This is a genomic window from Pseudomonas sp. F1_0610 (assembly GCF_047470865.1).
Classification (GTDB): domain Bacteria; phylum Pseudomonadota; class Gammaproteobacteria; order Pseudomonadales; family Pseudomonadaceae; genus JAZDRH01.
The window spans coordinates 13,366-39,890 of record NZ_JAZDRH010000023.1 but is presented as its reverse complement, the minus strand read 5'-3'; the positions used below and the strand labels follow the sequence as shown (position 1 = coordinate 39,890).

28 protein-coding genes and 1 pseudogene are annotated in these 26,525 nt (G+C 43.5%); 14 read left to right on the top strand and 15 right to left on the bottom strand.

The window, feature by feature from the left end:
• Nucleotides 1-56: 56 nt before the first annotated feature.
• The 3 genes from hisF to VQ643_RS12355 are packed head-to-tail and all read left to right on the top strand — an operon-like array spanning nt 57 to nt 2,280.
• A complete protein-coding gene (gene hisF, locus VQ643_RS12365; protein WP_414200107.1) occupies nt 57-827 on the top strand; it encodes an imidazole glycerol phosphate synthase subunit HisF in 771 nt (256 codons plus the stop codon).
• A gap of 55 nt (nt 828-882) precedes the next feature.
• Entirely contained in the window at nt 883-1,422 is a 540-nt protein-coding gene (locus VQ643_RS12360) for a hypothetical protein (RefSeq protein ID WP_414200106.1), read from the top strand.
• A gap of 12 nt (nt 1,423-1,434) precedes the next feature.
• On the top strand, nt 1,435-2,280 hold the full coding sequence (locus VQ643_RS12355) for a metallophosphoesterase family protein (RefSeq protein ID WP_414200105.1): 846 nt from the start codon (nt 1,435-1,437) through the stop codon (nt 2,278-2,280).
• Between the two features lie 592 nt (nt 2,281-2,872).
• Here VQ643_RS12355 and VQ643_RS12350 read toward each other — a convergent pair.
• From VQ643_RS12350 to gpmM, 3 genes are all read right to left on the bottom strand, one after another.
• Nucleotides 2,873-4,189 (bottom strand): S41 family peptidase, encoded by a 1,317-nt coding sequence (locus VQ643_RS12350; protein WP_414200104.1) that lies wholly within the window; start codon nt 4,187-4,189, stop codon nt 2,873-2,875.
• Nucleotides 4,190-4,215: 26 nt separating this feature from the next.
• Nucleotides 4,216-5,481 carry a murein hydrolase activator EnvC family protein gene (locus tag VQ643_RS12345; RefSeq protein ID WP_414200103.1) on the bottom strand — a complete coding sequence of 422 codons (1,266 nt, stop codon included), beginning with the start codon at nt 5,479-5,481 and terminating at the stop codon, nt 4,216-4,218.
• A gap of 78 nt (nt 5,482-5,559) precedes the next feature.
• A complete protein-coding gene (gene gpmM, locus VQ643_RS12340) occupies nt 5,560-7,095 on the bottom strand; it encodes a 2,3-bisphosphoglycerate-independent phosphoglycerate mutase (RefSeq protein ID WP_414200102.1) in 1,536 nt (511 codons plus the stop codon).
• 135 nt (nt 7,096-7,230) lie between these two features.
• Between gpmM and VQ643_RS12335 the strand changes: the two genes are divergently transcribed.
• The 4 genes from VQ643_RS12335 to VQ643_RS12320 all read left to right on the top strand — a co-directional run bounded on the left by VQ643_RS12335 (nt 7,231) and on the right by VQ643_RS12320 (nt 9,436).
• Complete coding sequence (locus VQ643_RS12335) at nt 7,231-7,650, top strand: rhodanese-like domain-containing protein (RefSeq protein ID WP_414200100.1); 420 nt, start codon at nt 7,231-7,233, stop codon at nt 7,648-7,650.
• Nucleotides 7,650-7,904 (top strand): glutaredoxin 3, encoded by a 255-nt coding sequence (gene grxC / locus VQ643_RS12330; RefSeq protein ID WP_414200099.1) that lies wholly within the window; start codon nt 7,650-7,652, stop codon nt 7,902-7,904. The genes VQ643_RS12335 and grxC overlap by 1 nt, the downstream gene beginning before the upstream one ends.
• Nucleotides 7,905-7,927: 23 nt before the next feature.
• Nucleotides 7,928-8,413 carry a protein-export chaperone SecB gene (gene secB, locus VQ643_RS12325; RefSeq protein WP_414200098.1) on the top strand — a complete coding sequence of 162 codons (486 nt, stop codon included), beginning with the start codon at nt 7,928-7,930 and terminating at the stop codon, nt 8,411-8,413.
• Nucleotides 8,414-8,539: 126 nt separating this feature from the next.
• On the top strand, nt 8,540-9,436 hold the full coding sequence (locus tag VQ643_RS12320; protein ID WP_414200097.1) for a peptidoglycan DD-metalloendopeptidase family protein: 897 nt from the start codon (nt 8,540-8,542) through the stop codon (nt 9,434-9,436).
• Here the strand turns inward: VQ643_RS12320 and VQ643_RS12315 are convergent, their stop codons facing one another.
• The 5 genes from VQ643_RS12315 to VQ643_RS12295 form a co-directional block, all read right to left on the bottom strand.
• On the bottom strand, nt 9,437-10,792 hold the full coding sequence (locus VQ643_RS12315; RefSeq protein ID WP_414200096.1) for a hemolysin family protein: 1,356 nt from the start codon (nt 10,790-10,792) through the stop codon (nt 9,437-9,439).
• A gap of 67 nt (nt 10,793-10,859) precedes the next feature.
• Nucleotides 10,860-12,158, bottom strand: a complete 1,299-nt coding sequence (gene phoR / locus VQ643_RS12310) for a phosphate regulon sensor histidine kinase PhoR (RefSeq protein WP_414200095.1) — start codon at nt 12,156-12,158, stop codon at nt 10,860-10,862.
• 15 nt (nt 12,159-12,173) lie between these two features.
• On the bottom strand, nt 12,174-12,863 hold the full coding sequence (gene phoB, locus VQ643_RS12305) for a phosphate regulon transcriptional regulator PhoB (protein WP_414200094.1): 690 nt from the start codon (nt 12,861-12,863) through the stop codon (nt 12,174-12,176).
• Nucleotides 12,864-12,959: 96 nt separating this feature from the next.
• Nucleotides 12,960-13,853, bottom strand: a complete 894-nt coding sequence (gene ubiA, locus VQ643_RS12300; RefSeq protein ID WP_414200093.1) for a 4-hydroxybenzoate octaprenyltransferase — start codon at nt 13,851-13,853, stop codon at nt 12,960-12,962.
• Nucleotides 13,854-13,870: 17 nt separating this feature from the next.
• A complete protein-coding gene (locus VQ643_RS12295) occupies nt 13,871-14,413 on the bottom strand; it encodes a chorismate--pyruvate lyase family protein (RefSeq protein ID WP_414200092.1) in 543 nt (180 codons plus the stop codon).
• A gap of 124 nt (nt 14,414-14,537) precedes the next feature.
• Here VQ643_RS12295 and VQ643_RS12290 point away from each other — a divergent pair.
• From VQ643_RS12290 to VQ643_RS12280, 3 genes and pseudogenes are all read left to right on the top strand, one after another.
• Nucleotides 14,538-15,692 (top strand): annotated as a pseudogene (locus tag VQ643_RS12290) (FAD-dependent oxidoreductase).
• Between the two features lie 121 nt (nt 15,693-15,813).
• Nucleotides 15,814-16,089: an HU family DNA-binding protein gene (locus VQ643_RS12285; RefSeq protein WP_414200091.1), complete on the top strand. Its 276-nt coding sequence runs from the start codon at nt 15,814-15,816 to the stop codon at nt 16,087-16,089.
• Nucleotides 16,090-16,188: 99 nt separating this feature from the next.
• Nucleotides 16,189-16,584, top strand: coding sequence for an SCP2 sterol-binding domain-containing protein (locus tag VQ643_RS12280; protein WP_414200089.1), 396 nt, complete (start codon nt 16,189-16,191; stop codon nt 16,582-16,584).
• On the opposite strand, the gene VQ643_RS12275 is transcribed toward VQ643_RS12280, so the two are convergent.
• A complete protein-coding gene (locus VQ643_RS12275; protein WP_414200088.1) occupies nt 16,581-18,071 on the bottom strand; it encodes a YifB family Mg chelatase-like AAA ATPase in 1,491 nt (496 codons plus the stop codon). The genes VQ643_RS12280 and VQ643_RS12275 overlap by 4 nt on opposite strands.
• Nucleotides 18,072-18,165: 94 nt before the next feature.
• On the opposite strand from VQ643_RS12275, the gene VQ643_RS12270 reads away from it, so the two are divergent.
• Nucleotides 18,166-18,603: an FKBP-type peptidyl-prolyl cis-trans isomerase gene (locus VQ643_RS12270; protein WP_414200087.1), complete on the top strand. Its 438-nt coding sequence runs from the start codon at nt 18,166-18,168 to the stop codon at nt 18,601-18,603.
• Nucleotides 18,604-18,668: 65 nt separating this feature from the next.
• Here the strand turns inward: VQ643_RS12270 and VQ643_RS12265 are convergent, their stop codons facing one another.
• Nucleotides 18,669-18,923 carry an accessory factor UbiK family protein gene (locus VQ643_RS12265; RefSeq protein WP_414200086.1) on the bottom strand — a complete coding sequence of 85 codons (255 nt, stop codon included), beginning with the start codon at nt 18,921-18,923 and terminating at the stop codon, nt 18,669-18,671.
• A gap of 12 nt (nt 18,924-18,935) precedes the next feature.
• The gene (locus VQ643_RS12260) at nt 18,936-19,565 is read right to left on the bottom strand and encodes a glutathione S-transferase family protein (protein ID WP_414200085.1); all 630 of its coding nucleotides are present in this window, start codon (nt 19,563-19,565) and stop codon (nt 18,936-18,938) included.
• Nucleotides 19,566-19,900: 335 nt separating this feature from the next.
• On the opposite strand from VQ643_RS12260, the gene glnK reads away from it, so the two are divergent.
• The 3 genes from glnK (at nt 19,901) to VQ643_RS12245 (ending at nt 22,200) form a co-directional block, all read left to right on the top strand.
• The gene (gene glnK / locus VQ643_RS12255) at nt 19,901-20,239 is read left to right on the top strand and encodes a P-II family nitrogen regulator (RefSeq protein WP_414200084.1); all 339 of its coding nucleotides are present in this window, start codon (nt 19,901-19,903) and stop codon (nt 20,237-20,239) included.
• Nucleotides 20,240-20,312: 73 nt separating this feature from the next.
• Entirely contained in the window at nt 20,313-21,623 is a 1,311-nt protein-coding gene (locus VQ643_RS12250) for an ammonium transporter (RefSeq protein ID WP_414200083.1), read from the top strand.
• 286 nt (nt 21,624-21,909) lie between these two features.
• Entirely contained in the window at nt 21,910-22,200 is a 291-nt protein-coding gene (locus VQ643_RS12245; protein ID WP_414200082.1) for a hypothetical protein, read from the top strand.
• Nucleotides 22,201-22,277: 77 nt separating this feature from the next.
• Here the strand turns inward: VQ643_RS12245 and VQ643_RS12240 are convergent, their stop codons facing one another.
• The 4 genes from VQ643_RS12240 to uvrD form a co-directional block, all read right to left on the bottom strand.
• The gene (locus tag VQ643_RS12240) at nt 22,278-22,772 is read right to left on the bottom strand and encodes an acyl-CoA thioesterase (RefSeq protein ID WP_414200081.1); all 495 of its coding nucleotides are present in this window, start codon (nt 22,770-22,772) and stop codon (nt 22,278-22,280) included.
• Nucleotides 22,773-22,792: 20 nt separating this feature from the next.
• Nucleotides 22,793-23,203 carry an SMI1/KNR4 family protein gene (locus VQ643_RS12235; RefSeq protein WP_414200080.1) on the bottom strand — a complete coding sequence of 137 codons (411 nt, stop codon included), beginning with the start codon at nt 23,201-23,203 and terminating at the stop codon, nt 22,793-22,795.
• A 67-nt stretch (nt 23,204-23,270) separates the two neighbouring features.
• Nucleotides 23,271-24,104 (bottom strand): Tim44 domain-containing protein, encoded by an 834-nt coding sequence (locus VQ643_RS12230; protein WP_414200079.1) that lies wholly within the window; start codon nt 24,102-24,104, stop codon nt 23,271-23,273.
• A gap of 173 nt (nt 24,105-24,277) precedes the next feature.
• On the bottom strand, nt 24,278-26,524 hold the full coding sequence (gene uvrD / locus VQ643_RS12225) for a DNA helicase II (protein WP_414200077.1): 2,247 nt from the start codon (nt 26,522-26,524) through the stop codon (nt 24,278-24,280).
• Nucleotide 26,525: the final 1 nt, after the last annotated feature.

The window sequence follows — 26,525 nt, the reverse complement described above, 5'->3', positions numbered from 1 at the left end:
AGGCTAAGCCCACTTTGATGTGGGCTTTGTTTTGTGAATTACCTGAGGAGGCTGTTATGGCATTAGCAAAACGCATTATTCCTTGCTTAGATGTTGATAATGGACGTGTTGTTAAAGGTGTTAAGTTTGAGAATATCCGTGATGCAGGTGACCCCGTTGAAATTGCGCGACGCTATAACGAGCAGGGCGCTGATGAAATCACTTTTTTAGACATTACAGCCAGCGTTGAAGGGCGTGATACGACCTTGCATACTGTAGAGCGCATGGCGAGCCAGGTGTTTATTCCATTAACAGTCGGCGGTGGTGTGCGCAGCGTAGAGGATATTCGCAATCTGCTAAACGCGGGTGCTGATAAGGTTTCTATTAATACCGCTGCGGTGTTTAACCCAGAATTTGTCGCAGAAGCTGCTAGTCGTTTTGGCTCGCAATGCATAGTTGTTGCATTGGATGCGAAAAAAGTAACCGCACAAGGCGAAGTGCCACGTTGGGAAATCTTTACCCACGGTGGCCGTAAACCTACAGGTTTAGACGCTATTGACTGGGCAAAGAAAATGCAAGCCTTGGGAGCAGGGGAGATTCTGCTAACCAGCATGGATCAAGATGGCATGAAAAATGGTTTTGATCTTGGTGTTACCCGCGCTATTAGCGAAGCAGTGAATATTCCAGTGATAGCTTCAGGCGGCGTAGGCAACCTTGAGCATTTGGCGCAAGGTATTTTAGAAGGTAAAGCCGATGCCGTATTGGCGGCCAGTATTTTTCATTTTGGTGAATACAGCATTCCAGAAGCTAAGGCCTATTTAGCTAGCCGTGGTATTACTGTGCGTTAAATTAAGCTGCCTATCAGCCTGCTAAGTAATAGCAGGCTTTTTTATGGATAAAACCATGAGCTATCGTAAACCTGTTATTTCTATTTGGGAGTTTATCCGCACAGGTAAGTTTGGAGCGGTAGCCTTAGGCTGGACAACAGAGCAAGTCGAACAGTATTTTTTTGCTCCAGATGACAAAAGCACCATGCACCATGCTATGGAAATATGGCGTTATAGCACTTTCGAGTTGCATTTTTGCGAAGGCAAACTCTTTTTATTCTGGTGTGATGGTTTACCTTGGCTGACGCGCCCCAATAAGCGTAAGTTCTCACTGAATAAGGGTTTGTTGCGGAACTATAAAAGGTTGTCGGTCAAAAAATGCTGTGCTGAGCTAGAGCGTTTAGGTCTGGACTATCAATTATTCGCTAGGTATTTTGATGATCAACAAGCCGCTGATAATGTGCAGATTCGCTTAGCGCAACAACAGGTTGTTCTTCACTTTGAGCCTTTGGATGAGTGTGCAACCACATTGGGCGATTATCGAATAGTAGCCTTAGGCGCTAGCGAAAACCCCAATAATTACAAAACGCAGGCTATTAGCAAAGAACAACTTTAATTAGGAATTATGATGAAAATTGCCATTTTTGCTGATGTGCATGGCAAGTTGTTGTTGCCCTTTAAAATGGTGGACTGGTATCAGCAGCAAACGGGCGAAAAGATCGATTTGATTCTGCAATGCGGAGATTTAGGTGCCTATCCTGATATAAAAACAATGGATAAAGCAACGTTGAAACACGCTAAGAATGATCGCGATGAGCTAGGTTTTATTGAGCATTTTGTTAAACCTAACGCCCAGATTGAGCAGTTTTTGCACAAGTTAGATATCAACATGCTGTGCGTGCGCGGCAATCATGAAGACCATGCTTTCTTAGATGAGTTAGAACAGCAAACAGCAGAAACAGCCTTTGCGATTGACTGTTATCAGCGGGTGTTTATCTGTAAATCAGGTGTTGTACAACATCTACAGTTGGCTGGTGAGTCGTTAACCGTGCTGGGTATTGGACGTATTGGTGATCATAAAGGCAGATCTGAGCCGCGCTTTATTCAGCCATATGAGCAACAACAACTTAAAAAGCTGCTAAAAAAAGCACCTTTGCTGGATGTACTCATTAGCCATGATAAAGATATTGACAGCCTCCGCGGCTATGGCATGCAAGAATTACGCACAGTGTTAGACGAAATACCTTTTAGCTATATGTTTCATGGTCACACCGGTGAGCCTTATCATCAGCGGCTGGATAAAAATGATATAACGCGAATAGTTAAAGTGCGTGAATTAGAATTTAATCATTCAGGTATTTTAGAAGAAGGCTGTATGCTGATCTTAACTAAAGAGCAAGATCAGCTTAGCCTTGAGAGCGTACCTTTAAGCTTTATCCACCAGTTCCAGAAAGCTAATTGGCGGTTGATGTAATAGTCGCCAATGTTAGTTTGGATTATTGGATGCCTTTTTGAATGTGCTCAGCATGTTGCTCATTGATAGCTATAACAGCTTGGTCGCCATGAAGCATGCGAGTTAAGATAATCTCGCTCGATTTTGTGAATCGATGGCCAATGTGGATTAAGTAAGATTTAAACAGTCAGCTTTTCGGTATGGAGTATAGCTTGCATCCTTTAAATCTCTCCATTTCACACCAATAACACCTTTTTTCTAAGGCAAAATACCACGACATACTTAAGAAGCCATCTTGATTAGTGTAAAGAGCGACACTGCACAGGCTAAGAAAACTTAAAACGTAAAGTAAGTCAATAATTACTAGCATCAAGAGCAAGGTATAAAGTATTTGCGAGCCAGTATTTTCAATGAAGCGATGAAGTAGCCAAGTGCCACCTAGCAGGATAGATAGCTAACATAAGCTGTCCATGATTTTCTATAGACTTTGTTATAGCTATCATGCTGTGAAGCTTGTTCCACTTACTGTTTTCCTGTATTCGTCCATGTGGGTAAAGCAATACGAAATTTAGCTAATATATCGTATTGCTTGCATCAGTCATTTTGCTTATAGCTATTTTAAAACATTAAGCCCTTTTAATAGGTTCAATGCTTGTGCCAATTGGTAATCCTGTTCTTGTAAAGATTGCTTAGCTTTAGCTTTACCTGATGATGGGCGTTCTTCGCCTCCATTGCCATTGCCTAAATGCCCAGCAAGGTCCGCTTCACGTATTGCAAAGGGATTAGTCTCAGCGTTGGTAATTTGCGCGCGCTCTACAATAATATCGGGAATAATACCTTGTGCTTGGATAGAGCGGCCTTTAGGCGTGTAATAAAGCGCAGTGGTAATTTTTAATGCACGCTCGCCATTGAGTGGTAGTACAGTTTGTACTGAGCCTTTCCCAAAACTATCCGTTCCCATTAATACTGCGCGTTTATGATCTTGCAAGGCACCTGCAACAATTTCTGAAGCAGAGGCGCTGCCACCATTAATCAACACAACCAGAGGCATTTTATTATTGGCATTACGGCCGCTGGCATTAAAGCGTAATTCTGAACGTGGCATGCGTCCTTTGGTATAGACAATTAAGCCTTGGTCAATAAATTGATCCACTACTTCAACGGCGGCTTGTAGTACGCCGCCTGGATTGTTACGTAAATCTAGCACAATACCTTTAAGTTCTTGGTTTTTGTTTTCTTTACGGAGTTTGGTAATGGCTTTAGCCACTTCATTACCTGTATTGATTTGAAATTGGCTGATACGAATTAAGCCATAGCCTGACTCTAACAAAGAGCTTTTTACACTCTGTGTTTTGATGGCAGCGCGTTTCACTTCTACATCAAAAGGCACACCACCATCACGTACTATGGTCAGCTTAATGCTCGTGCCCGGTTTGCCGCGCATGCTATTAACAGCATCCATTAAATTCATGCTTTTACTGGGTTTGCCATCAATCTTAACGATAAAATCGCCTGCTTTAATGCCTGCTTTATCGGCCGGGGAGTCATCAACAGGGCTAACAACCTTGATAAAACCATCTTCGGTGCCTACTTCAATCCCTAAACCACCGAACTCGCCTTGTGTATGCTCGTTCAAATCGCGTGTTTCATTTTTATCTAGATAAGCAGAATGGGGGTCAAGATTGTCCAGCATGCCTTTAATGGCGTTATCTAGTAGGGTTTTGTCGTCAATAGGTTCAACATAAGAGTTTTTGATACGCTCAAAAACTTCGGCAAATGTACGTAGCTCATCTAGAGGAACTGTGCCTTGCTCAAGTTTTTCTGCCTGAGAGGTGGCTTCAGCTTTGGGCGCTGCAAGTGCCAGATGAGACGCACTTAGTGCAAGGGCAGCACTTAAAGCAAGAACAGATAAACGAGAAATAGGCTGCATGTAAGTTTCCTGTAGAACAAATAAAGTTAGCCTTGAGAGCGGCACCATTGTGCAGGATCGCTAGGGCGCCCCTGCTGGCGTATCGCAAAATATAGAGCGGATTGATTTTGTCCGCCACTATTACCAACAGTGGCAATGGTTTGCCCTGCCTTGACCGTGTCGCCTACATTACTCAGTAGTGTTTGGTTGTAGCCATATAAGCTCAAATAACCATTGCCATGATCAATAATGACTAACAAACCAGCACCGCGCAACCAGTCTGCAAAAACCACTTTGCCTGAATGGATAGCTTGTACTTGTGTGCCATTAGGCGCTGCAATTAGGACACCATCCCATTTACTACGTTCATCACCACGAGCACTACCAAAACGTGCTGCTATTTTACCATTGACGGGCCAAGGCAGCTTGCCCTTGGCTTGGGCAAAACGTAAGCCTGATAATGCGCTATTACTGTGCGTAGAGGTGCTAGGTCCACTAGGCTCTGAAGGTTTTGGAGATGATGGTATTGTTTGTTGTTGCTGTGCTAAACGTTGTTGTTCAGCAAGACGTTGGCGGCGCTCTTGCTCTTGGCGCGCCAAGGTTTGTTCGATATTTTGTAAGACGCGATTCAGTTCTTTTTGATCTTTCTCGCGCACACTTAACTTATTACTACGCTGCTGCTGTTGGCGGTTGAGCTGGGCGATCTGCCGTTGACGCTCTTGACGTAGGTTGGCAATTTCTTTTTGCTTTTCGCTTAATTGTTGTTTTTGCTGTGCTAGTTGTTTTTGCTTGTTATTAATTTGCTGCTCAATTTCTGCAATTTTAGCGAGGGTTTGCTTAAAGCTTTGTATTTGTTCAACGCGTGCCTGACCAATATATTGGTAATAGGTTAGGTTACGTGAAAGTTGTTCTGGGCGCTGTTGGTTGAATAACAGGCGTAAAGGTTCTTGAGTGCCTGATTGAAAGGCAGCCCTAGCTTGAATAGCGACGAGTTTCTCTTGCTCAGAACGGGCTTGTTCCAGTTTTTTTTTCTGTTCCTGAAAGCTATTTAGTTGCTGAAGATTTTTTTTTTGCTCGCCTTCTAGCGATTCTATGGATTTTTCTAAGTTGCCTAATTCGCTTTCTGTACGTTTTAGATTTTGCTCTGCGGCTGACTTTTGATCTTGAATTTGTTTAATTGTACGTTTTAGTTCATCGATGTCTTTTTGCGCTTGCTCAATCTGTGCGCGTGCTTGCGCCCGCTCATCAGCATGAGAAAGCAAAGGCAAAAAAAGGCTGCTGGCTAACAAATACGCTAGTAGGTTGTGTTTCATAAACCGCCTAAGAAGTCATCGATGCGTCATTGTAAAGGAGCAGCAGTGACAGGTGGAAGCCACCGCTGCGACCTAGTTCTATTTTAAGGTAATAATGCTAGTCCCTGTCATTTCTTGAGGAATTGGCATACCCATTAAGGTCAGCATGGTAGGCGCAACATCAGCTAATACACCGTTTGAGCGCATGTTGACTTGGCGTTTTCCGATATAAATAAAGGGTACTGGCTCACAGGTATGCGCAGTATGGGCTTGTCCTGTGCATTCATCTTCCATTTTTTCAACATTGCCATGATCAGCAGTAATTAATGCTTCGCCACCTACTTTATCTAAAGCTTGGGTGATACGACCTAAGCAAGCATCTAAGCACTCTACCGCTTTTACCGCAGCGCTGAACACGCCAGTGTGGCCAACCATATCGCCATTAGCATAGTTCACAATAATAACGTCGTAGCGTTGCTGTTCAATAGCTTCAACAATTTTATCTGTCACCTCAGGAGCACTCATTTCTGGTTTGAGATCATAGGTGGCTACCTGTGGCGATGGAATCAAAATACGCTCCTCTCCCTCAAAGGGCTCTTCACGTCCACCTGAGAAGAAAAAGGTAACGTGCGCATATTTTTCTGTTTCGGCAATACGTAGCTGAGTTTTTCCATTGTTAGCGAGGTACTCGCCTAAAACGTTATTTAATTCAAATGGAGCAAAAGCACAAGGCGCTTTGATGTTAGCCGCGTACTGGGTGAGCATAATATAGTTGCTCAGTGCTGGTCTGCGATTGCGCTCAAAGCCGTTAAACTCAGCATCAACAAAGGCGCGGGTGATTTCGCGCGCGCGGTCCGCACGAAAGTTCATGAAGATCAGTGCATCGCCATCTTCCATGGTTACGGCTTCGCCAATGCGCGTAGCTTTAACAAACTCATCATTTTCATCGCGCGCATAGGCCGCATTTAAGCCCTCAACAGCACTGTTAGCTGTAAACTGTGCTTTGCTCTCTACTATTAGGTCGTAGGCTTGTTGAACACGATCCCAACGGTTATCACGATCCATAGCAAAATAACGACCAATTAAACTGGCCGTTTTGCCTTTACCTAATTTGGCAAACACAGCATCGGCTGCTTCTAAGCTTGCTTGTGCGCTGCGCGGTGGCGTATCACGACCATCTAAGAAAGCATGGAGATAAATTTTCTCTGCGCCACGTTGGGCTGCCAGTTCTAACATGGCAAAGATATGATCTTGATGGCTATGCACTCCACCATCAGACAATAACCCCATAACATGTACTGCTTTGCCAGCGCTTACTGCCTTATCTACAGCTGAAGTTAATGCAGGGTTAGTGAAAAAATCACCCTCGTTGATGGCTTTGGTAATGCGTGTAAAGTCTTGATATACAACACGCCCAGCGCCTAGGTTCATATGTCCAACTTCAGAGTTGCCCATTTGTCCATCTGGTAAGCCTACATCTAAGCCGCTACCTGATACTAAGTCATGTGGATAATTGGCTAATAAATGATCATAGACAGGTGTGTTGGCACTATAAATAGCATTGTGTTCAGGCGTGGTGCTATGACCAAAGCCATCTAAAATGATTAAGACCAGTGGTTTAGGTGCAAAAGACATAGGGATTCTCGCAGGGCAAAACAGAAATAAGTACTCAGTTTACCGATATCTGCACCTATAGTCATGTTTAAAGGATGCATGGTGGGGCATGCTCTGTGTATACTCAGCCGATTATTTTTTCTTTGGATCTGAAAAATGACTTTCATTGCGCAATTAATAGAGTTTTTAGCAAACCATTACATTTTAACGGGTATCTTTGTCGTACTATTGGTGTTATTTATTTTGCAAAGCTCAAGTCGTAGCGGACGTAATATTACTAGCCGCGAGTTAACGGGGCTGGTCAATAAGGATGAGGGTATTGTTGTTGATATTCGCCCTGCTAAAGATTTTAGCCAAGGGCACATCACAGGCTCATTAAATATCCCAGCAGATAAACTAAAAAGTCGTATGGGTGAGCTTGAAAAACACAAAGCTAAGACCATTATAATTATCTGCGCTAATGGCGTGCATTCAGGTCCTATTTGTACCGATCTGAAAAAAGCAGGCTTTACCGTGGCACGTTTATCAGGCGGTATTACAAACTGGAAACAAGACAACTTACCATTGGTGAAATAATGGCCCAAGTAACAATTTATTCTAGTGATTACTGTCCATTCTGTCATAGAGCAAAGCAGTTGCTCAGCCAAAAGGGCATCCTATACACTGAAATTAAGGTGGATGGAAACCCTAGTGCGCGCCAAGAAATGATCGCTAAGGCGAATCGTACCAGCGTTCCGCAAATTTGGATTAATGAGTTACATGTTGGTGGTTGTGATGATCTGTACGCACTAGAGCATGCAGGCAAGTTAGACACACTGCTGCAAGGTTAATTTTTCTATTAAAGGAAGATGTAATGTCTGAACAAAATATAGGTACAGAAGAAGCACAAACACCACAGTTTTCACTGCAGCGTGTTTATGTCAAAGACTTATCATTTGAAGCGCCAAAAAGTCCTGAAATTTTTCGCAGCGAGTGGGCGCCTTCTGTTGGTTTGGAGCTCAATACGCAGCAAATACGTTTAGATGACTCTGAGTTTTATGAAGTCATATTATCGTTAACAGCTACTGTGAAAAATGGTGAAACTGAGGAAGTGGCCTTCATTGCTGAAGTACAACAGGCTGGAATTTTCTTAGTATCAGGTTTTGAGCCAGCACAGTTGAGCCATACCTTAGGTTCATTTTGCCCATCTATCCTGTTCCCGTATGCACGTGAAGCATTAGATAACATGGTGGTTCGTGGCTCATTTCCAGCACTGATGCTATCACCTGTTAACTTTGATGCGTTATACGCACAAGAGTTACAACGCATGGAAGAAGCAGAGCAAGCCGCTCAGCACTAGGTGTGAGCTAGTTAGTAAAGCCAGCATATTGCTGGCTTTTTAGTTTTATTTTTATGACATTGCGCAAAGGCTATTCTGCGTAATTCAGCTATGCTTAGCTCCTTTCTTTAGCACAATGCATTGCTTATGTATCGTTTAGGTTTATTGACATTCTTAGCATTCGTGTTGAGTACACCTGCATTAGCAGTCACCATTTATAAGTACACGGACGAAAATGGTGTAGTTACTTACACAGATAAGGTTACTAAAGGTGCGCAGATCTTTGTGTTCAACGACAGGATGGTTGAACGCTTAGACAAAGACGTGCGCCTTGAAACTAAGCGACATAAAGCCGGTGAAACCTTAATTGTGCGCAATGACCTATTTGCCCCCGTTGAAATCCAATTAAGCCTTAATGACCTAGTCAATGTATCAGGTGCACCTGATAAGCCAATTAGTTGGGTGTTACAGCCACGTACTGCTATTCGCTTAGTGACCTTAGCGCCTACAGACCCAGCTCAAAAAATGACCTATAAACCTAAGCTGCGTTATGCTTTGGGTGATCCTCGTATGAAACCTACGACTAGCCTGTATGATCTAGCTTGGAAAGGCGGCCCATTTCGTTTAACGCAAGGTGCAAACGGCCGTTATAGTCACTTTACGCCTAAAGGGCGTTATGCATTAGATATCGCCATGCCAGTAGGTACACCTATTGTGGCAGCCCGCTCTGGCGTAGTAGTTAAAACGGAAAATAATCAGACAGGCCGTGGTACCAACCCATCAGGTAACTTTATTCGAGTGTTGCATGACGATGGTACTATGGGTGTTTACTTGCACTTACAAAAAGGCAGTGTGAGCGTGTCCGAAGGGCAGTACGTTGAGCGCGGCAGCTATATTGCTAAATCAGGCAATACAGGTAACAGTACTGGGCCGCACCTGCATTTTGTGGTGCAACGCAATATTGGCTTGGCGGTTGAGTCCATTCCTTTTGACTTCAACCAGCCAATTGATAGCCTGCCAAACTTTGCTGTTGGTGGGGATTGATTAATCCTTCTCAACTGTTTCAGCTAACACAACCTTTGCCATTAAAATGCGTGGGCCTTTCATCTTTTTAATACTGATATGTAGACCGCTAGTTTCAATGGATTGTTCTTCTTCTGGTACACCGCCTAGAGTGTCATAGACTAAGCCTGCTAAGGTTTCGGCCTCTACGTGATCAAGGTTGATATGTAGTTCACGTTCAATCTTAAACAACGGCGTATCCCCACGTACAAGTAGCTTGCCGGGTTTATAGGTGACTAAGGCACGATTCGCTTTGCGATATTCATCTTGAATATCACCTACAAAGATCTCTAGCACATCCTCCATAGTGAGATAGCCAATAGCTTTGCCATCGGCTTCCTCCACTAATGCAAAATGAGCGCCACCACTGCGGAAACTTTGGAGTACTTCAGGAAGTGGTGTATTAGGTGTTACGCGATCAATTGGGCGCATAATATCTTCCAGTGTAAGATCCTGCCCGCTTTGATTAGGTTTTAATTCCGCCATCGCAAGTAATAGATCTTTAATATGCAAAAGGCCAATAAAACGCTCGGTTTCTCGCTCAAAAATAGGGTATCGGCTGTACTTATGCAAACGAATGATGTCCAGTGCTTGGATAAGACTGGTATCGCGCTCTAAGAAAATTAAATCTTCCCGTGAGTTTGCCCAGTCAATGGCTTCTAGTTCATTAAACTCTGCAACAGATGCCATAACCCGCATACTCTCATCTGTAGGGTCATGATGGTGACGTGCATTTAGAATAAGTTTAAGTTCTTCTTTGCTATAACTGGAGTCAGCCTCATTAACTTTGCCTTGCCCCATAAAATGCAAAATGGTGTTAGCGCTGCTGTTGAGCAAAAAAATAGCAGGGTACATTAGCCAGTAAAAAACAAATAAAGGCGGTGCAGTCCATAGAGCTACAGCGTAAGAGCTGCGGATTGCCCAAGATTTAGGTGCTAGTTCACCTACAACAATATGCAAGTAGGAAACTAACAAGAAGGCCAAAATAATGCTGGTTGTTTGGACTATGAGAGGCGAAGTAATACCCATAGTTTCTAAAACAGGGGCTATAAAGAAGGTAAATGCAGGTTCGCTTACCCAGCCTAAACCTAGGGAAGCTAAGGTAATACCTAATTGACAGGCAGACAAATAAGCATCTAACTGGGCGTGTACTTTTTGTAGGATACGTTTTTGCCAATTGCTGTGTTCAGTTAAGCTTTTAACGTGAGTAGCACGGAGTTTTACGAGGGAGAATTCTGCAGCAACAAAAAATCCATTTAATAGAATTAAAGCAATAGCAGCGACTAATAAGCCAAAATCAGCAATAAAGCTAGAAGCAGCTCCGGGGTCAGGATCCATTTGGGTCTCTCAGTTATTAAGGAATGCAAAGAATGAGGCTCGCTAGATAGAAAATCAAGCCTTAAGTTCAAGTAATTTGTTCATAATTATTTTTTGTAAAGTGACAAATAAATAAACTGCCTTGGCCTAAAACACTATTAATTTCTAAGCTGCCTTGGTGACGTAATAGCACATGTTTAACAATAGCCAAACCTAAGCCTGTACCTCCACTTTGGCTATTACGACTAGAATCAACGCGATAAAAACGCTCAGTTAAGCGGGGTAAGTGCTTGCTTTCAATACCTAAGCCATGGTCTTGCACAGAGACATGTATACTGTCATCGTCCTCCCATAGCCTGACCTTGATATCACCACCGTCAGGGGAGTACTTTACTGCATTAAAAATGATATTGGCAAAGGCGCTATGCAGCTCACTGGCGCTTGCGAAAATATGTGCAGCACTTTGAACCTCTAAAGAGATGGAATGCTTTTCGGCAGATAAACTTTGTGCATCATTCACAATATTTTGTAAGAGGGAGGTTAAGTCTACTTCCATGTAATGGGTGGCATGCTCTGTTGTTTCTAAGCGAGCCAGCAATAGCAGGTCGTTGACGAGAAGCTGCATACGCTCGCTTTGCTGCTGCATTTGTTGTAGCGCGCGTGACCAGCGTGGGTTTAATCGCTCGCCAGCATTATCAAGCAAGGTTTCTAAGTAGCCACGAATAACAGTAAGTGGCGTGCGCAATTCATGAGAAACATTGGCAACGAAGTCTTTACGCATTTGCTCAAGATGATGCACACGGGATACGTCACGCACTAGCAGCATTTGCTCGCCAGCACCAAAGCGAGTGCGATGAAACTGTAGTATTAATTGATCGTTATAAGGTGATTCAAGAATAAATTCATCCTCAGTATTACCTAAGTAGAACTCTTTAAAATGAGGATGCCGAATAAGATTATAAATAGCTTGCTGGCTGTCTTGTGGATGCTTAAGGCGCAACATTCGGGTGGCTGCGGGGTTCCACCAGTTAAGAGTGCCATTGGCCTCCAAAGTAATAACCCCATCTTTGAGTGCTGATGTTGAGCTTTGCACACGTGTGATGATGCTTTTTAGCTCTGCTTGTGTTTGTTGATTTTTTTGTTGCAGGTGATAAATGCTGTCAAAGGCAGCACCCCATAGACCATAGCTATTCGGAGGCTCGCTATGTTGCTCCTGTGCAAGCCAACTAAGTAGGCGCAATAATTGCCTAAATTGCCAAGCAACAATTAAGGTTAAACCAATAACGAATGACCATGCATAAAAGCCTGTGATTGCCCCAAGCAATAAACAAGCAATAAAAATCAACGATAGTTTAGCGAATAATCGTTGCGACCAATTTGCTTTCACAATAATAGTGCCTTGCTAGATCTTGGTAGAGAAACGATACCCTGTACCACGTACGGTTTGCACTAAGTTTTCATGTTTTTCACCAAGTGCTTTACGCAACCGCCGGATATGTACATCAACAGTTCTTTCTTCAACATACACATTTCCTCCCCACACCTGATCAAGTAGTTGACCTCGTGTGTAGGCACGTTCTTGGTGAGTCATAAAGAATAGTAAAAGACGATATTCAGTAGGGCCTAAGTTAATAGGGTTACCGCTACTTGTAACACGCTGACTAACTGGATCAAGAATGAGCTCGCCAATTTCAATAGGGTCGTCGTTATCTACAATGCCTGAACGGCGCAGAACAGCTTTTAATCGAGCAACTAATTCTCGTGGTGAAAAAGGCTTAGTAATATAATCATCAGCACCTACTTCTAGTCCGAGGATTTTATTATCTTCTTCACCTTTTGCCGTGAGCATTATAATAGGTAATTCATTTGTCAGGTCATCACGCTTAAGGCGGCGGGCAAATTCAATGCCAGAGGTTCCTGGTAGCATCCAGTCCAGCAGTAATAAATCAGGTTTTTGGTCAACAATAATGCTGTGCGCCTGCTGTGTATTTTCTGCTTCGAGGCATTCGTAACCTGCCATCTCTAAAGCCACCATAATCATTTCTCGAATAGGCGCTTCATCATCAACAATAAGTATACGCTTGCCAGTCATGTCCTGTTCTCAATAATTGCATTAGTTATGTTTACATTAGATAACGAAATTATTGCAGTTATATGACAATGCATCACAAAAGCTACTGCTGTGTATTTAATTCGCTAAGCCATAGTGAGCTACCAATCCAACAAAGATAGCTAAGCCAGCCCAGTGGTTATGCAAAAACATATGAAAGCACACTAGTGGCTCTTTATTACGGGTGCGATAAAACTCATAGCAAAAAAGCACAGCTGCGACTAAAAGTCCTGTGTAGAAATAAACACCTAATTCAAAGCGTGAACCAGCCAATACTAAGCAGCCAAGCATAAGCCATTGCAAGCTAAAGATAATAATGCGATCAGCATCGCCAAAAACAATAGCGGTTGATTTTACACCAATTTTTAAATCGTGCTCACGATCAGCCATGGCGTAGTAAGTGTCATATGCAACTGTCCATAGCAGATTGGCGATATACAACAACCAAGCATAGGCAGGCACGCTTTCAGTTTCAGCCGTAAAGGCTAAAATAATGCCCCATGAATAAGCCGCGCCCAATACCACTTGGGGGTAAAATGTATAGCGTTTGGTAAAGGGGTAGAGTGCCGCTAAAGCAACAGCGCCGAATGACCAAAGTATGGTCGTTATATTAGTGAATAAAACCAATAAAAAGCACAAAATGAGTAATAGGGCGCCTGTCATTAAAGCTTCTTTAGGCTTAAGTTTACCTGTTGCTAGTGGGCGTTCTTTTGTACGTTCAACATGACCATCAAAATCACGGTCAGCATAATCGTTAATGCAGCAGCCAGCGGCGCGAGTAAGGGCTACACCTAAACAAAAAATAATTACATTTATAAGGCTAGGACTGCCCTTGCTCGCAATCCAGAGCGCCCATAATGTTGGCCACAATAAAAGATAAATACCAATAGGGCGGTCAAAGCGCATTAACTGAATAAAATCCCAAGCTCTAGGATGCAATTTATTCAGTGATTTAAGAAATTTAATGTACATGTTTATGCTATCTCCACCTACATTGAGGTGTTGTCTGTAACGGCCTGCCAAAGCTGAGGTAAGAATACTTCCATTACCAAAATGGTTAAAGCTGCATGTGAAAAGCATGAACGGCGTGCCCAATAAGTGTTGCTGGGTTGTTCTGAGTGTATCGCTTGAGGTAGTAAGTGGGTTGGGTAGTGCTTGGCTTGTAGTGGTCCTCGTACAAAAGCATGCTGCTGAAAGAGTAATTCGCCTAAAGATTGAGTGCCCAAGCTGGCTAAATCGAAGTTCAACGCTTGCAATTGGCTCAGAGCCGCTACACTTCGAGCATAGACCCAGTTTTGTTGTCGCCCTTGTAGATAAACTTCGCGCACCCAACCTCTAGAGCCTAAGGGTAAATTCAGAGCTTGGCACTCGTCATCGCGCAAGATCTGCCATTCTTCCACAATCGGCTGAACACTGAAGCATTGCTGGCTTAAATCACGTAGTTGCTGGGTTAGAAGCGCTTGATTAAACAACCAAGCATCATATATAGGATGTTTGGTAGGCTCAGAGCCCCATTGCTCGAAAGAGGACATGGCTAAACAATACATAATGAATGAAAGTAAAATCTTACCATGTATCGCAGTGATTCCTAGATTTTGCTGAGAGAATCATCTAAGTTCGGTGACTAAATATCCGTAACCATAAGGATAATAAGAAATGAATACCAAGCTACAACAGCCACTTGTCATTATCGGTACAGGATTAGCGGGATATAACTTGGCGCGAGAAATACGCAAGTTTGATTCAGAAAAAAACTTATTACTCATTACTACAGATGATGGCAGTTTTTATTCTAAACCTATGTTATCTAATGCATTAGCTAAGCAACTTGGCGCACAGCAACTGGTGACGGCTACTGCGGGGGAGATGGCGCAAGAACTGAATGCAACCATTTATACACATACAACAATCACTAAAATTGATACTCAAACGCGCTGTGTTTATCTAGGTAATGAGCCTGTTTTTTATCAAGATTTAGTGATCGCACAAGGTGCTGAGCCTATTGTGCCTCCTTTTGTGGGTAAAGAACTTATACCTATCTACACTGTTAATGACTTGGCAACCTATGCGCAGTTTCGCCAACAATTGTAAGGTAAAAAGCGCGTGCTAGTGATGGGCGCTGGGTTGATTGGCTGCGAGTTTGCCAATGACTTAATACTGAGTGGTTTAGAGGTTGACCTAGTAGCACCTTGCACTTATCCGATGCCAAACCTGCTGCCGCAAGCTGCTGCTGAAAAGCTACAAGAGGCGTTGCAAGGGTTAGGTGCGCGTTTTCATTTTGCGACTCTAGTACAAGAAGTAGCAGCATTACCTGATTCAGGTTGGCGTGCCTTTTTAACCAATGGTCAGACAATAGACTTTGATTTGTTACTCTGCGCTGTTGGTTTAAAACCACGTACAGCCTTAGCTAAAGAGGCTGGTATCACATGTAATGTTGGGATTAGTACTGATCGCTTCTTAAAAACATCTGCAGAGCATGTGTATGCCTTGGGTGACTGTGCTGAAGTGGAAGGCTATAACTTGCAATACATAATGCCACTCATGGCAGGTGTTAGAGCGTTAGCACAAAGCTTAACAGGCAACTTGACCGCTGTTAAATACGGGCCTATGCCCATTACACTAAAAACACCAGCCTGCCCAGTAGTGTTAGCGCATAATAGTGTTGAAGGCGATTGGACACTTGAAGGTGAAGGTGAGCATCTAAAATTAACTCAGTGGGATGCAGAACAGTTATTAGGTTATGTACTACTAGGTGACAGCATGCGTGATCGCATGAAGCTAAATAGAGCCTTACCACCTTTATTTGGATAACGACTAAATGATGATGTTATACAATCGTTGCTAATGGCATCTTGATTAAACCGCTAACCTATCAAGCATGGCGGTTAGCTGTAGAAACCTTAGAAAAAAACAACAATGCTAGAGGTACATCATGCGTAAACCAGAAATGGTGGCTGCTATTGCAGCTAAAACTAAATTACCAAAAGATCAAGCTGCAAAGGTACTCAATGTATTGCTTGAAGAAATGACTAAAGCCCTTGCCGCTAAAGAAACAGTAACTCTGGTTGGTTTTGGTACATTTGAACAACGCCATCGTGGTGCACGAGTAGGGCAAAACCCACAGACAAAAAAACCGGTAAAAATTCGTGCTAGCAATACGGTTGCCTTTAAACCAGGAAAGCAATTTAGAGAATTGCTTAACTCATAACCGACCTAGTAAAGTTATGACAAATAGTTAATAAAGCTGTATAAAGGCAGCTTTTATAAGCATTTGTCGGCTTTTTAACGTCTTTAATTGGGGAATACTATGAAATTTCGCTTTCTGTTATGGGCTATGGGACGCTTATTGGCAAAATCTAGTAAGAATAATCCTAAGCTACAAGAGCAATTAGAAGGCAAAGATCTTGTGTTTATGCTGCATACCTTTGATAACAAGATTGCACGCACTTTTATCGTGCGCGATCAGCGTATTGTTAGTAAATCAGGTGTGGCAAAGGATCCTGCATTTAGCATTGCTTTTAAAGACGCAACCTTTGGTTTTTTAACCTTAACTGCAAAAAATAAACAGCTTGCTTTTATGCAAGGCATACAAAATAAGGATATTAAAATTTCAGGGAATACCGCATTGGTAATGTGGTTTCAAGGGTTAATGAAGTACGTGATGCCACGTAAGAAAAAACCAACTGAAAAGAAGGCAGCCTAGCTACTGGCACGATATTGCAGCGCCTCAGCTAAATGTGGGCGCTGTATTTCGTTACTTTGTGCTAAATCTGCCAAAGTTCGCGCTACTTTTAATACTCTATGGGTGGAGCGTAACGAAAGATTTAAGCGTTCAGCGGCCATTTCTAGCCATTTTTGATCATCAGCTTGTAATGCACAAAACTTTTTAAGTAAAGGCAAGGTTAACTCTGTGTTACTGCATTGTTGACGTTCTTGCTGAATTTGCTGTGCATTTTGCACTTGCTGAGCGGCTTCTTTGCTTGATAGACCAGGCGTAGGGGGAGTATTTAAAGATAAAGCTTCTCGATTAACCTGCACATGAATATCAATGCGGTCTAATAAAGGGCCTGACAATTTATTGCGGTAGCGGCTAATCATTTCAGGAGAACAACGGCAACGTCCAGAAGGATCGCCTAAGTAGCCACAAGGACATGGGTTCATCGCTGCAACCAGCTGAAAGCGAGCTGGAAAACGCACCCGCTCGTTGGCGCGCGCAATAATAATTTCACCGGACTCTAAAGGCTCACGTAAAACTTCTAAGACTTTACGATCAAATTCAGGCAACTCATCCAAAAATAAGACACCTTGATGAGCAAGGGTAATTTCACCTGGTTGTGGACGACTACCACCACCTACTAAAGCTGGCGCTGAGGCACTATGGTGAGGCTGTCGGAAAGGTCGTTGTGGCCAGTGATCTAAAGGCTGTAAGCTGACAACAGAGTGAATAGCAGCGACTTCTAATGCATGCTTTTCATTTAGTTCTGGGAGTAACCCTGGAAGGCGGCTTGCCAATAAGGTTTTGCCAGTTCCTGGAGGGCCGCACATAAGAAGATTATGGCGCCCAGCAGCGGCAACAATTAAGGCGCGTTTAGCTGCCTGCTGCCCTTGGACTTCAGATAAATCAGGATAATTAATTTTTTGATTAAACAAACCTGTGGCTTGATAAACTTGTAAAGTATTTTGCCCACTAAAGTGAGCAATAAGCTCCTGCAGATGGCCTATTGCATACACAGTCAAACCAGAGGCTAGGCTAGCTTCTTCAGCGTTAGCAGTGGGAACAATAAGTGCACGTTGGGCATCTCTAGCCGCTAGCGCAGCTGGCAGCACTCCTTTTACTGGGCGAATTTCTCCAGATAAACTGAGCTCACCTAAACATTCAAGGTTATCTAACAATTGTGTAGCCACTTGCCCACTGGCGGCTAGCAAGCCTAGTGCAATAGCTAAATCAAAGCGACCCCCTTCTTTAGGGAGATCGGCAGGGGCTAAGTTTAGTGTAATGCGTTGTCTAGGAAACTCTAAACCGCAGGTCATTAAAGCGCTGCGTACCCGATCTTTGCTTTCACGGACTGCTGTTTCAGGTAAACCGACTAAAGTAAACGAGGGAAGGCCGTTGCTCAGATGGACTTCAACATTAACTAATGGGGCTTCTACGCCAATTTGAGCACGGCTAAATACGCAAGCAAGCGACATAGCAACACTCCTTATACAAACAATAGTTAGTTAAAGATTAGTTGCTTTATTAGGCTTTGCTGCATAAAGTGCGCTGATTTTTACAGGAGTACTTATGAGCGTTGCAGAGCTGCTCAAGAAAAAGCGTGAAGCACAAGCAAGACTCAATGCACAGCAAGGTGCTGAGTTTTTAGCGCAATTTAAGCAGCAAACCAATGTGGTGGTGCTAGAAACTGGTGTAGCCTATCAAGTGCTAGTGCAAGGTAATGGAGACTATCCTAAAGTAACTGATAGTATTCGTTGTCATTATCAAGGCAGCACTATAACTGGTGATATTTTTGATAGCTCAATTACGCGTGGAGAGCCCGCCGTTTTTCGCCTAAATAAACTTATTCAAGCTTATCAACAAGTGCTACCTTTAGTGCAAGTTGGTAGCAAAATTAAGTTAGTGACACCTGCAGAATATGCCTATGGAGCTGAAGCTATTAATAAGTGGATTGGCCCAAACAGCACTTTAGTTTTTGAAGTACAGCTACTGGCGATTGAGCCATAAGGGGCCAGCTGCGAAAGAGATGCACTATCCACTCAGGGGTGTGAGTGGATAGATATAGTGCTGTGTTATTTAGTACTTTGTAGCTGCTGCTCTAACTCGAGCACTTTAGCTTCTAGTGCTTCTAAACGCGAACGTGTGCGTGCTAATACAGCCACTTGAGCATCAAACTCTTCACGGCTAACCAAGTCTAGCTTATTGAATGCACCTTGCAGTAGGCTTTTCATTTGAGCTTCTAACTCTGCCTTTGGTAATGCTGAGTTGCTCAATAAGCGGACCGCTTGTGTGCCAATAGCGTCAAAAATGGCTTTAGGTTGCAGCATAGTCAATCCTTTTTAATGGTTAATTTGAGGCTCATGTGCAGCCGCAGTAAGCCATGCTTGGGTGGCAGGGCGATGCAGTATGCGCTCATACCAAGCATAACAGTTTTCTGACAAAGGCAGATTATAACTCTGAATGCGCAAGGCAACAGGGGCAAAAAAAGCATCGACAATGCTAAAAGACTTTCCCGCCAGCCATGGGCCGCCAAAACGCTCTAAGCCTTCAGACCATAACTCCTCTAACCGCTGCAAGTCTTGCTGCAAACTGCTATTGGTTAAGTCTGCTTGAGTGCGCAGGTTGCAATTCATTGGGCACTGAGCGCGTAGTGCGAGAAAACTTGAATGCATTTCTGCACAGGCACTACGGGCCCAAGCACGCGCTACTCGATCTGCTGGCCAAGCATTAGGAAAGTCCTCAGCAATATATTCACAGATAGCTAATGAATCCCAAATAACAGTGCTGTGGTCAATTAAGCAAGGCACTAAGCCGGTGGGAGAGAATTGGCGAAACTGGCTATAACTAGTAGCGCCATCATTGAAAAAAGCTTGATTTTCCTTAAAGGGAACATCTAGTGCTTTTAGTAGTAGCCATGGGCGTAATGACCATGAGGAATAGTTTTTGTTTGCAATCCACAGAGAATACATAGCAGGAGTACCTATAGGTACATCAGTTAAAAATGCAGCTTGCAGTTTAGCATAAAGTGATAGGGTCAAAATGGTGCATTGCACGTATTTAGTGCAAGTAATCTTTTGTAGTTCTTTTTAATAGCAGTTTTTAAAATATGTAACTTATTGAAAATTAATGATTTTTAAAAGTTGGCAAGCTTTGTGCTTTATCTTAATTAGCTTGTTATGTTTGTTTTTCGTCGTATTAATCAACGAAATTTGCATAAGAGGCGTTACAAATCTTAGCGCTACCCTTAGACTTAGCCTCGGGTTCGCAATCCTGGGGCGAGGCCACCGTAAACGGGAGATGTTTCATGAAGCTAGTAACAGCCATTATTAAACCTTTTAAATTAGACGATGTACGTGAAGCGCTATCAGAAATTGGCGTGCAAGGTATCACCGTTACTGAAGTAAAAGGCTTTGGTCGTCAAAAAGGGCACACTGAATTATATCGTGGTGCCGAATATGTTGTTGATTTCCTACCAAAAGTCAAAATTGAAGTTGCTATTGCAGCTTCGCAATTAGATCACGTGATTGAGGCTATTAGCAAAGCGGCTAATACCGGAAAAATCGGTGACGGCAAAATCTTTGTGGTTAGCCTTGAACAGGCAATTCGTATCCGCACAGGTGAAACCGGCACCGATGCCATTTAATAACAGCTAAGGCATACCGCCTTACTGCGCATTAGAAAACCCGAATTTTTTACTCGCCCCAGGAGTAACTTTTATGACTTTGCTAAAATTAGCAGGGCCTGCTGCCCTATTGTCTATGTTTCCTTCTTTTGCATTTGCGCAAACCGAGTTAAATAGCGGTGATACTGCATGGATGTTAACTGCAACCGCCTTAGTTCTTTTTATGACTATTCCAGGCTTAGCATTGTTTTATTCAGGAATGGTGCGCGCTAAAAATGTGCTTTCTGTGATGATGCAGTGTTTTTGTATTACTGCTGTAATCAGTCTGCTCTGGATTATTTATGGTTATAGCCTAGCCTTTGATACAACAGGTATGCAGGAAGGTGTAGTCAATCTGCATAGCTTTATTGGCTCTTTTGAAAATGTGTTTTTAAAGCAATTAACCTTAGATAGCTTGACGGGTACTTTTCCTGAGTCAGTGTTTATTGTGTTTCAAATGACCTTTGCGATTTTAACCCCAGCATTAATTGTTGGAGCCTTTGCAGAGCGCATGAAGTTCTCAGCTATGCTGCTGTTTATGGGCTTTTGGTTTACCTTAGTGTATTTGCCTATTGCTCATATGGTGTGGGGTGGCGATGGCGCATTAATGGATGCATGGGGAGTGATAGATTTTGCAGGTGGTACAGTAGTACATATTAATGCTGGTATTGCAGGCTTAGTGGCTTGCCTAGTGGTAGGTAAGCGCCTGGGTTATCCGGTAGCTCGCATGGCACCACATAATTTGGGGTATACCTTGGTGGGAGCTGCAATGCTATGGATTGGCTGGTTTGGCTTTAATGCCGGCTCAGCCGCAGCTGCCGATGGCGCTGCAGGTATGGCTATGCTAGTAACACAAATTGCAACCGCTAGCGCGGTGTTAGCTTGGATCTTTGTTGAATGGTGGGTGCATGGTAAGCCAAGTGCATTAGGTGCAGCTTCTGGGGCTATTGCGGGCTTAGTAGCTATCACACCAGCAGCAGGAACGGCAGGACCTATGGGCGCTATTGTAATTGGTGTGGCTTCAGGTTTGATCTGCTTTGTGACAGCGACGGCTATGAAGCGCCGACTAGGTTATGACGATACGTTAGATGTGTTTGGTGTACACGGCGTAGGCGGTATTGTTGGCGCCTTACTAACTGGGGTATTTGCCTCTCCGCTTTTGGGTGGCTTCGGAGATGTGACAGATATTGCGCATCAAGTGTGGGTGCAGTTTTTAAGTATCGCTGTAACTGTAGTTTATGGTGGGTTAATCAGCTTCTTGTTGCTAAAAATCATTGATAAAACAATAGGTCTGCGTGTGACACGAGAAGTTGAAGAACAAGGTTTAGATCTTGCTGAACATAATGAACGCGGATATAACCTATAGTTATTGAATAAACTGTTTGAGGGTGTTTTTTGTATAAAAACGCCCTCATTTTTTCGTGATATATGCTTTTTTTCGCTTGCACTTTCTTGCATTATTCAACGCATAAAGATCGAGTGTTTTAAGCATGGTTATTTTTGCGCACTCGCACTAGAATGCGCGCCATCCAGAGATCTATTCCCTTTTATGAGACTAGAACAGCTTAACTTGCAGGCTTTAGGCTGCTAAGTGACAAATAGAGAATAGTGGATGCTTAAAATGATTTATTCACAGTAGAGGTTTTATATCTATGATCGATGACGATTTAGACCAAGATGACTTAGACATTACTGAAGATGATGAGACGGAGTCTTTAGAAAGTGTTGCTGAGGAGGAAGAAGTAGCGGCTGCAGATGACGGTGATGACGATGAAGTTGTAGTCAGCAGTGCTTCAAGTCGTAGTAGCAAAAGCCGTACTATTGATGAGGAAGCGCTACCCTCAGTAGAAGCAAAACAAAAAGAGCGTGATGAGTTGGCTAAGGCGATGGAAGCGTTTTTAGCGCGCGGTGGGCAAGTACAAGAAATAGAATCAAATAGCTAACTGCTACTTAACTGTAATTTATGCAGTACACCCAAAATTAAAAAAGCCCGCATAGTATTTGCTATGCGGGCTTTTGCTTATTCAGTATCTTTCTTTTCTAGTTTTATTGCATGATAACGCTGATCCAGCTCAGCGCGCAGTGCGCGACGTTCTTGCGCTTGCATAAAACGGCGTTTTTCTTCGTTAGTAGTAGGGTTCAATGGTGGTACTTCGGCAGGGCGACCATCTTTCATGGCAACCATGGTAAAGAAGCAGCTATTGGTGTGTCGTACATGTTTTTCTTGGATATTTTCAGTAATGACTTTAATACCAATTTCCATAGAAGAACGACCTGTATAGTTTACATTAGCTAAGAAAGTAACTAACTCACCCACATAGATAGGCTGGCGAAACATAACTTGGTCAACAGAAAGCGTTACACAATAGCTTCCGGCGTAACGGCTAGCGCAGGCATAAGCGACTTCGTCCAAATATTTAAGCAAGGTGCCACCGTGCACGTTACCGGAAAAGTTAGCTTTGTCAGGCGTCATTAAGACGGTCATGCTAAGGGATGAAGCTCCAGGTTCAACCATAATTCTCTCGTTGTTTTAGACTAATAAGTGTTTAACCAAACATCACGAGCCCAGTGCCAAACGCTTTCCCAGCTTTCCTCAGTGAAGTCTTGTAAGCTAGCATCCCAAGCTAAAACTTCACCTTCTGGGTCAACAGCATAATAAATATCGCCATCAACACAGACTGGAACTAAGTAACGTGGCAAGCCAATATCCCATGCACTCGCCGCTACTTCTGGTAGGTAGGTGTGTGAGTGAGGGTCAGCTGCTGTGACAGGCTCTAAATGGCCAAAAACAACATCGCTTACTGTGAGTAAAAATTCGCGCAAGGCAAAGGGCAGATGTATAAGAATCTGTTCTTGAATCTCTACCAAGGTTTCTTCGTCGGGCAACTCCAGTGGCACAGGCACGGGTTCGTTGCGCTCACGAAGTTCATCTATAACTTCTTCCACGTTTGACGCTCACAAAAGATAGGCGCGTTGTTGGCGCGCCTATGATAACGGGTTTTAGACTAAAGTGTTATGGGTTCTGACGGATACCAGCAATTAACCACGGTTGGTTGTCACCATGTACGCGCTCTAAACGCCAGCTTTCATTAAAGTTTTCACCCTGATCAAAGCGAGAAGTCTTTTCGATACCAGTAAAGGTTACAGAGGCTACCGTCATATCATCTAAGGTTTCAACCGCATCTAAGTAGACTTCGAGTTGATCAATGTAGGTTGATTGAAAACCATCGCCAAGATCCGTACGTTCACGCTTTAAGAACGACAGCATTTCAGGTGTCACGAAATCGGCAATTTTATCCATTTCGTTAGCATCCCAATGTTGTTGCAATGCCATAAAGTGTTTACGTGCGTTTTCCAAGAAAGAGGTTTCATTAAACCATGAAGGTGCATCAATAGTAGGTGCAACAGGTGTTGCTTGGCTTGCGCCAAAAATAGATTGTGGCTGAGCTTGGCGTGCGTAGGTATTAGAGATAGGGCCTGTAGCAGGTTGTGCTTGTGCCTTTTTGCGTGCCATGAAGAAACGGAATGCAAAGAACGCAATAGCTGCAAAAATAAGGATATCGAGGAGTTTTAGTCCTTCAAAACCGCCACCCATAAATAAGGAAGCCAGTAAACCACCCATGGCAAGGCCAGCTAGCATGCCACCCATTCCACCGAGCATGCCAGGTTTTTTACCAGCGGGTGTGTTAGGCGCGGCTTGGTGTTGTTGTTGGCGCTGTTGTTGCGCTTGGCTATGTTTCGGCGCTGTACCGAATGATTTACCACCGCCCATGCGGCGTGCGTCAGCGTCAAAACTGAAAGAAAGTCCTATAAATAAGGCTAGAGCTATACTTAAAAAACGTTGCATGCAAGTTTTCTCTGAGAGTTTATGTTTAAGGTAATAATTACTGTATCACCTTGCGTAGGTTACAGGTAACTCTATGGAATTAAAGTTATTTTTAGTTATTTTTGATTAAGGTTTTGTTAATACTGCCGTCGTTTATTGATGAAAAGCGTTTAGCCACGGCAGTACTTGAGTAGTTATAGGTTAGATAGTTTGGCGTAAGCTAACATTAGCCATTTTGTACCTTCATTATGGAAGTTTATTTGTACACGCGCTTGTGCGCCTGAACCTTCAAAGTTGAGAATCACGCCTTCACCAAAAACAGGGTGGCTGACTAGTTGGCCTAATTTAAAGTCAGAGTCGGCTACGGCAGTCCCTGCAAAGATTTGGCTGGTCGTTGAGCTGTTGTTATAGGCACGGCTAATACTATTGCTCATGCGTACTTCGCGCATCAATTCTGCGGGAATTTCACGTACAAAGCGTGAGACTTTATTTGTTGTTTCCTTGCCATATTGACGACGAACCTCTGCGTAAGTAATAACCAGCTCTTGCATGGCACGGGTGATACCTACATAGGCTAAACGGCGTTCCTCTTCTAATTGACTAGCAGACTCAAGGGTGCGTTGATGGGGAAAGAGCCCTTCTTCTAAGCCGACTAAAAATACATAAGGAAACTCTAGGCCTTTGGCGCTGTGCAAGGTCATTAGCTGCACGCTGTCTTCAAATTCTTCAGCCTGAGTTTCGCCTGCCTCTAATACCGCTTGGTCCAGGAAAGCAACAAGCGGTGGAAGATCCTCAATGTTGCTGTATTCCGTGTCGCCACTGTTATCTAGGCCTTGGGCTAGAATTTCTACAGGAATAATTGGCAAGTCTGCTTGGAAAGCGCGGGCGGCGTTAACCAGCTCGGCAAGGTTGTCTACTCGAGCTTGGCCCTTTTCGCCTTTCTCCGCACGGTGGTATTCTAGTAAACCTGTGTATTCAATGGCTGTTTGGGTCATTAAATCCAGCGGCGTGCCTTTAGTTTTTGCGTCGAGGTTATCAATCAATTCAACAAAAACACTAACAGATTTTGCTGCGCGGTTGGCTAGGGCATTGTGTTCTAGCAATAGGTGAATGGCTTGCCACATAGATACATTCTGGCTGCGGGCTGTATCACGAATAGCTTCTATGGTTTTTTCCCCAATACCTCGGGCAGGCACGTTGATAATACGCTCTACAGCACCATCATCATCACGGCTACGTAGAAGGCGCAAGTAACAAAGTGCATTTTTAATTTCCAGACGTTCAAAGAAACGCTGACCACCATAAATGCGATAGGGAATTTTTTCTCGTAGTAGCGCTTCTTCTAATACTCGAGATTGAGCATTTGAGCGGTATAAGATAGCCATATCATTAAAGGCAGCGCCTTTACGTTTTGTTTGTTCAATACACTCCACAACATAACGTGCTTCGTCTTGCTCGTTATAAGCCGCATATAGCAGGATAGGCTCGCCTTGTTCGCCTTCTGTCCAGAGCTCTTTGCCTAAACGCTCTTGGTTGTTGCTAATTACCGCATTGGCTGCTTTTAAAATCGTTGAGGTAGAACGGTAATTTTGCTCTAAGCGAATGGATTGAGCATTAGGATAGTCTTGGGTAAAACGTTGGATATTTTCAATCTGAGCGCCACGCCAGCCATAAATAGATTGGTCATCATCGCCTACAATCATAAAACTTTGATTGTTTTGCCCAGTTAAGATACGTAGCCATGCATACTGTACTGCGTTAGTATCTTGAAACTCGTCCACTAGAATATTCTGAAAGCGACGCTGGTAGTGATCAAGCAGGCTTGGATTGTCTCGTAATAATTCCAACGCACGTAGCAATAGCTCTGCAAAATCAATAGCCCCAGCGGCCTTGCAAGCTTCTTCATAAGCGGTGTAAACCTTTACCCAAGTAGCTGCAAAATAATCGCCAGTGGTTTGAATATTGTGTGGGCGCTGCCCTTGGTCTTTGTGCCCGTTAATAAAGTACTGGGCATCACGTACAGTCCATTTTTGATCATCAAGCGCAAGCTCATTAATAACGCGTTTAATTAAGCGTGCTTGGTCATCACTATCAAGAATTTGAAAGCCTTCCGTCAGTTGTGCCTCTTGCCAATGGGCACGTAGTAGGCGGTGAGCTAAACCGTGGAAAGTACCTACCCACATTCCTGCAGGCTGCTGTTCAAGAAGCTGGTTAATACGCTCACACATTTCGCCAGCAGCTTTATTGGTAAAGGTTACAGCGAGCACGCTGTAAGGTGAAACCTGCTCTACTTGGATTAGCCACGCAATACGATGCACCAATACGCGCGTTTTACCAGAGCCTGCGCCTGCAAGTACGCGGATAGGGCCTAAAGGCGCCGTAACTGCTTGGCGTTGAGCGTCATTTAAACCATTAATAAGGTGAGAAATATCTTCGTGCATA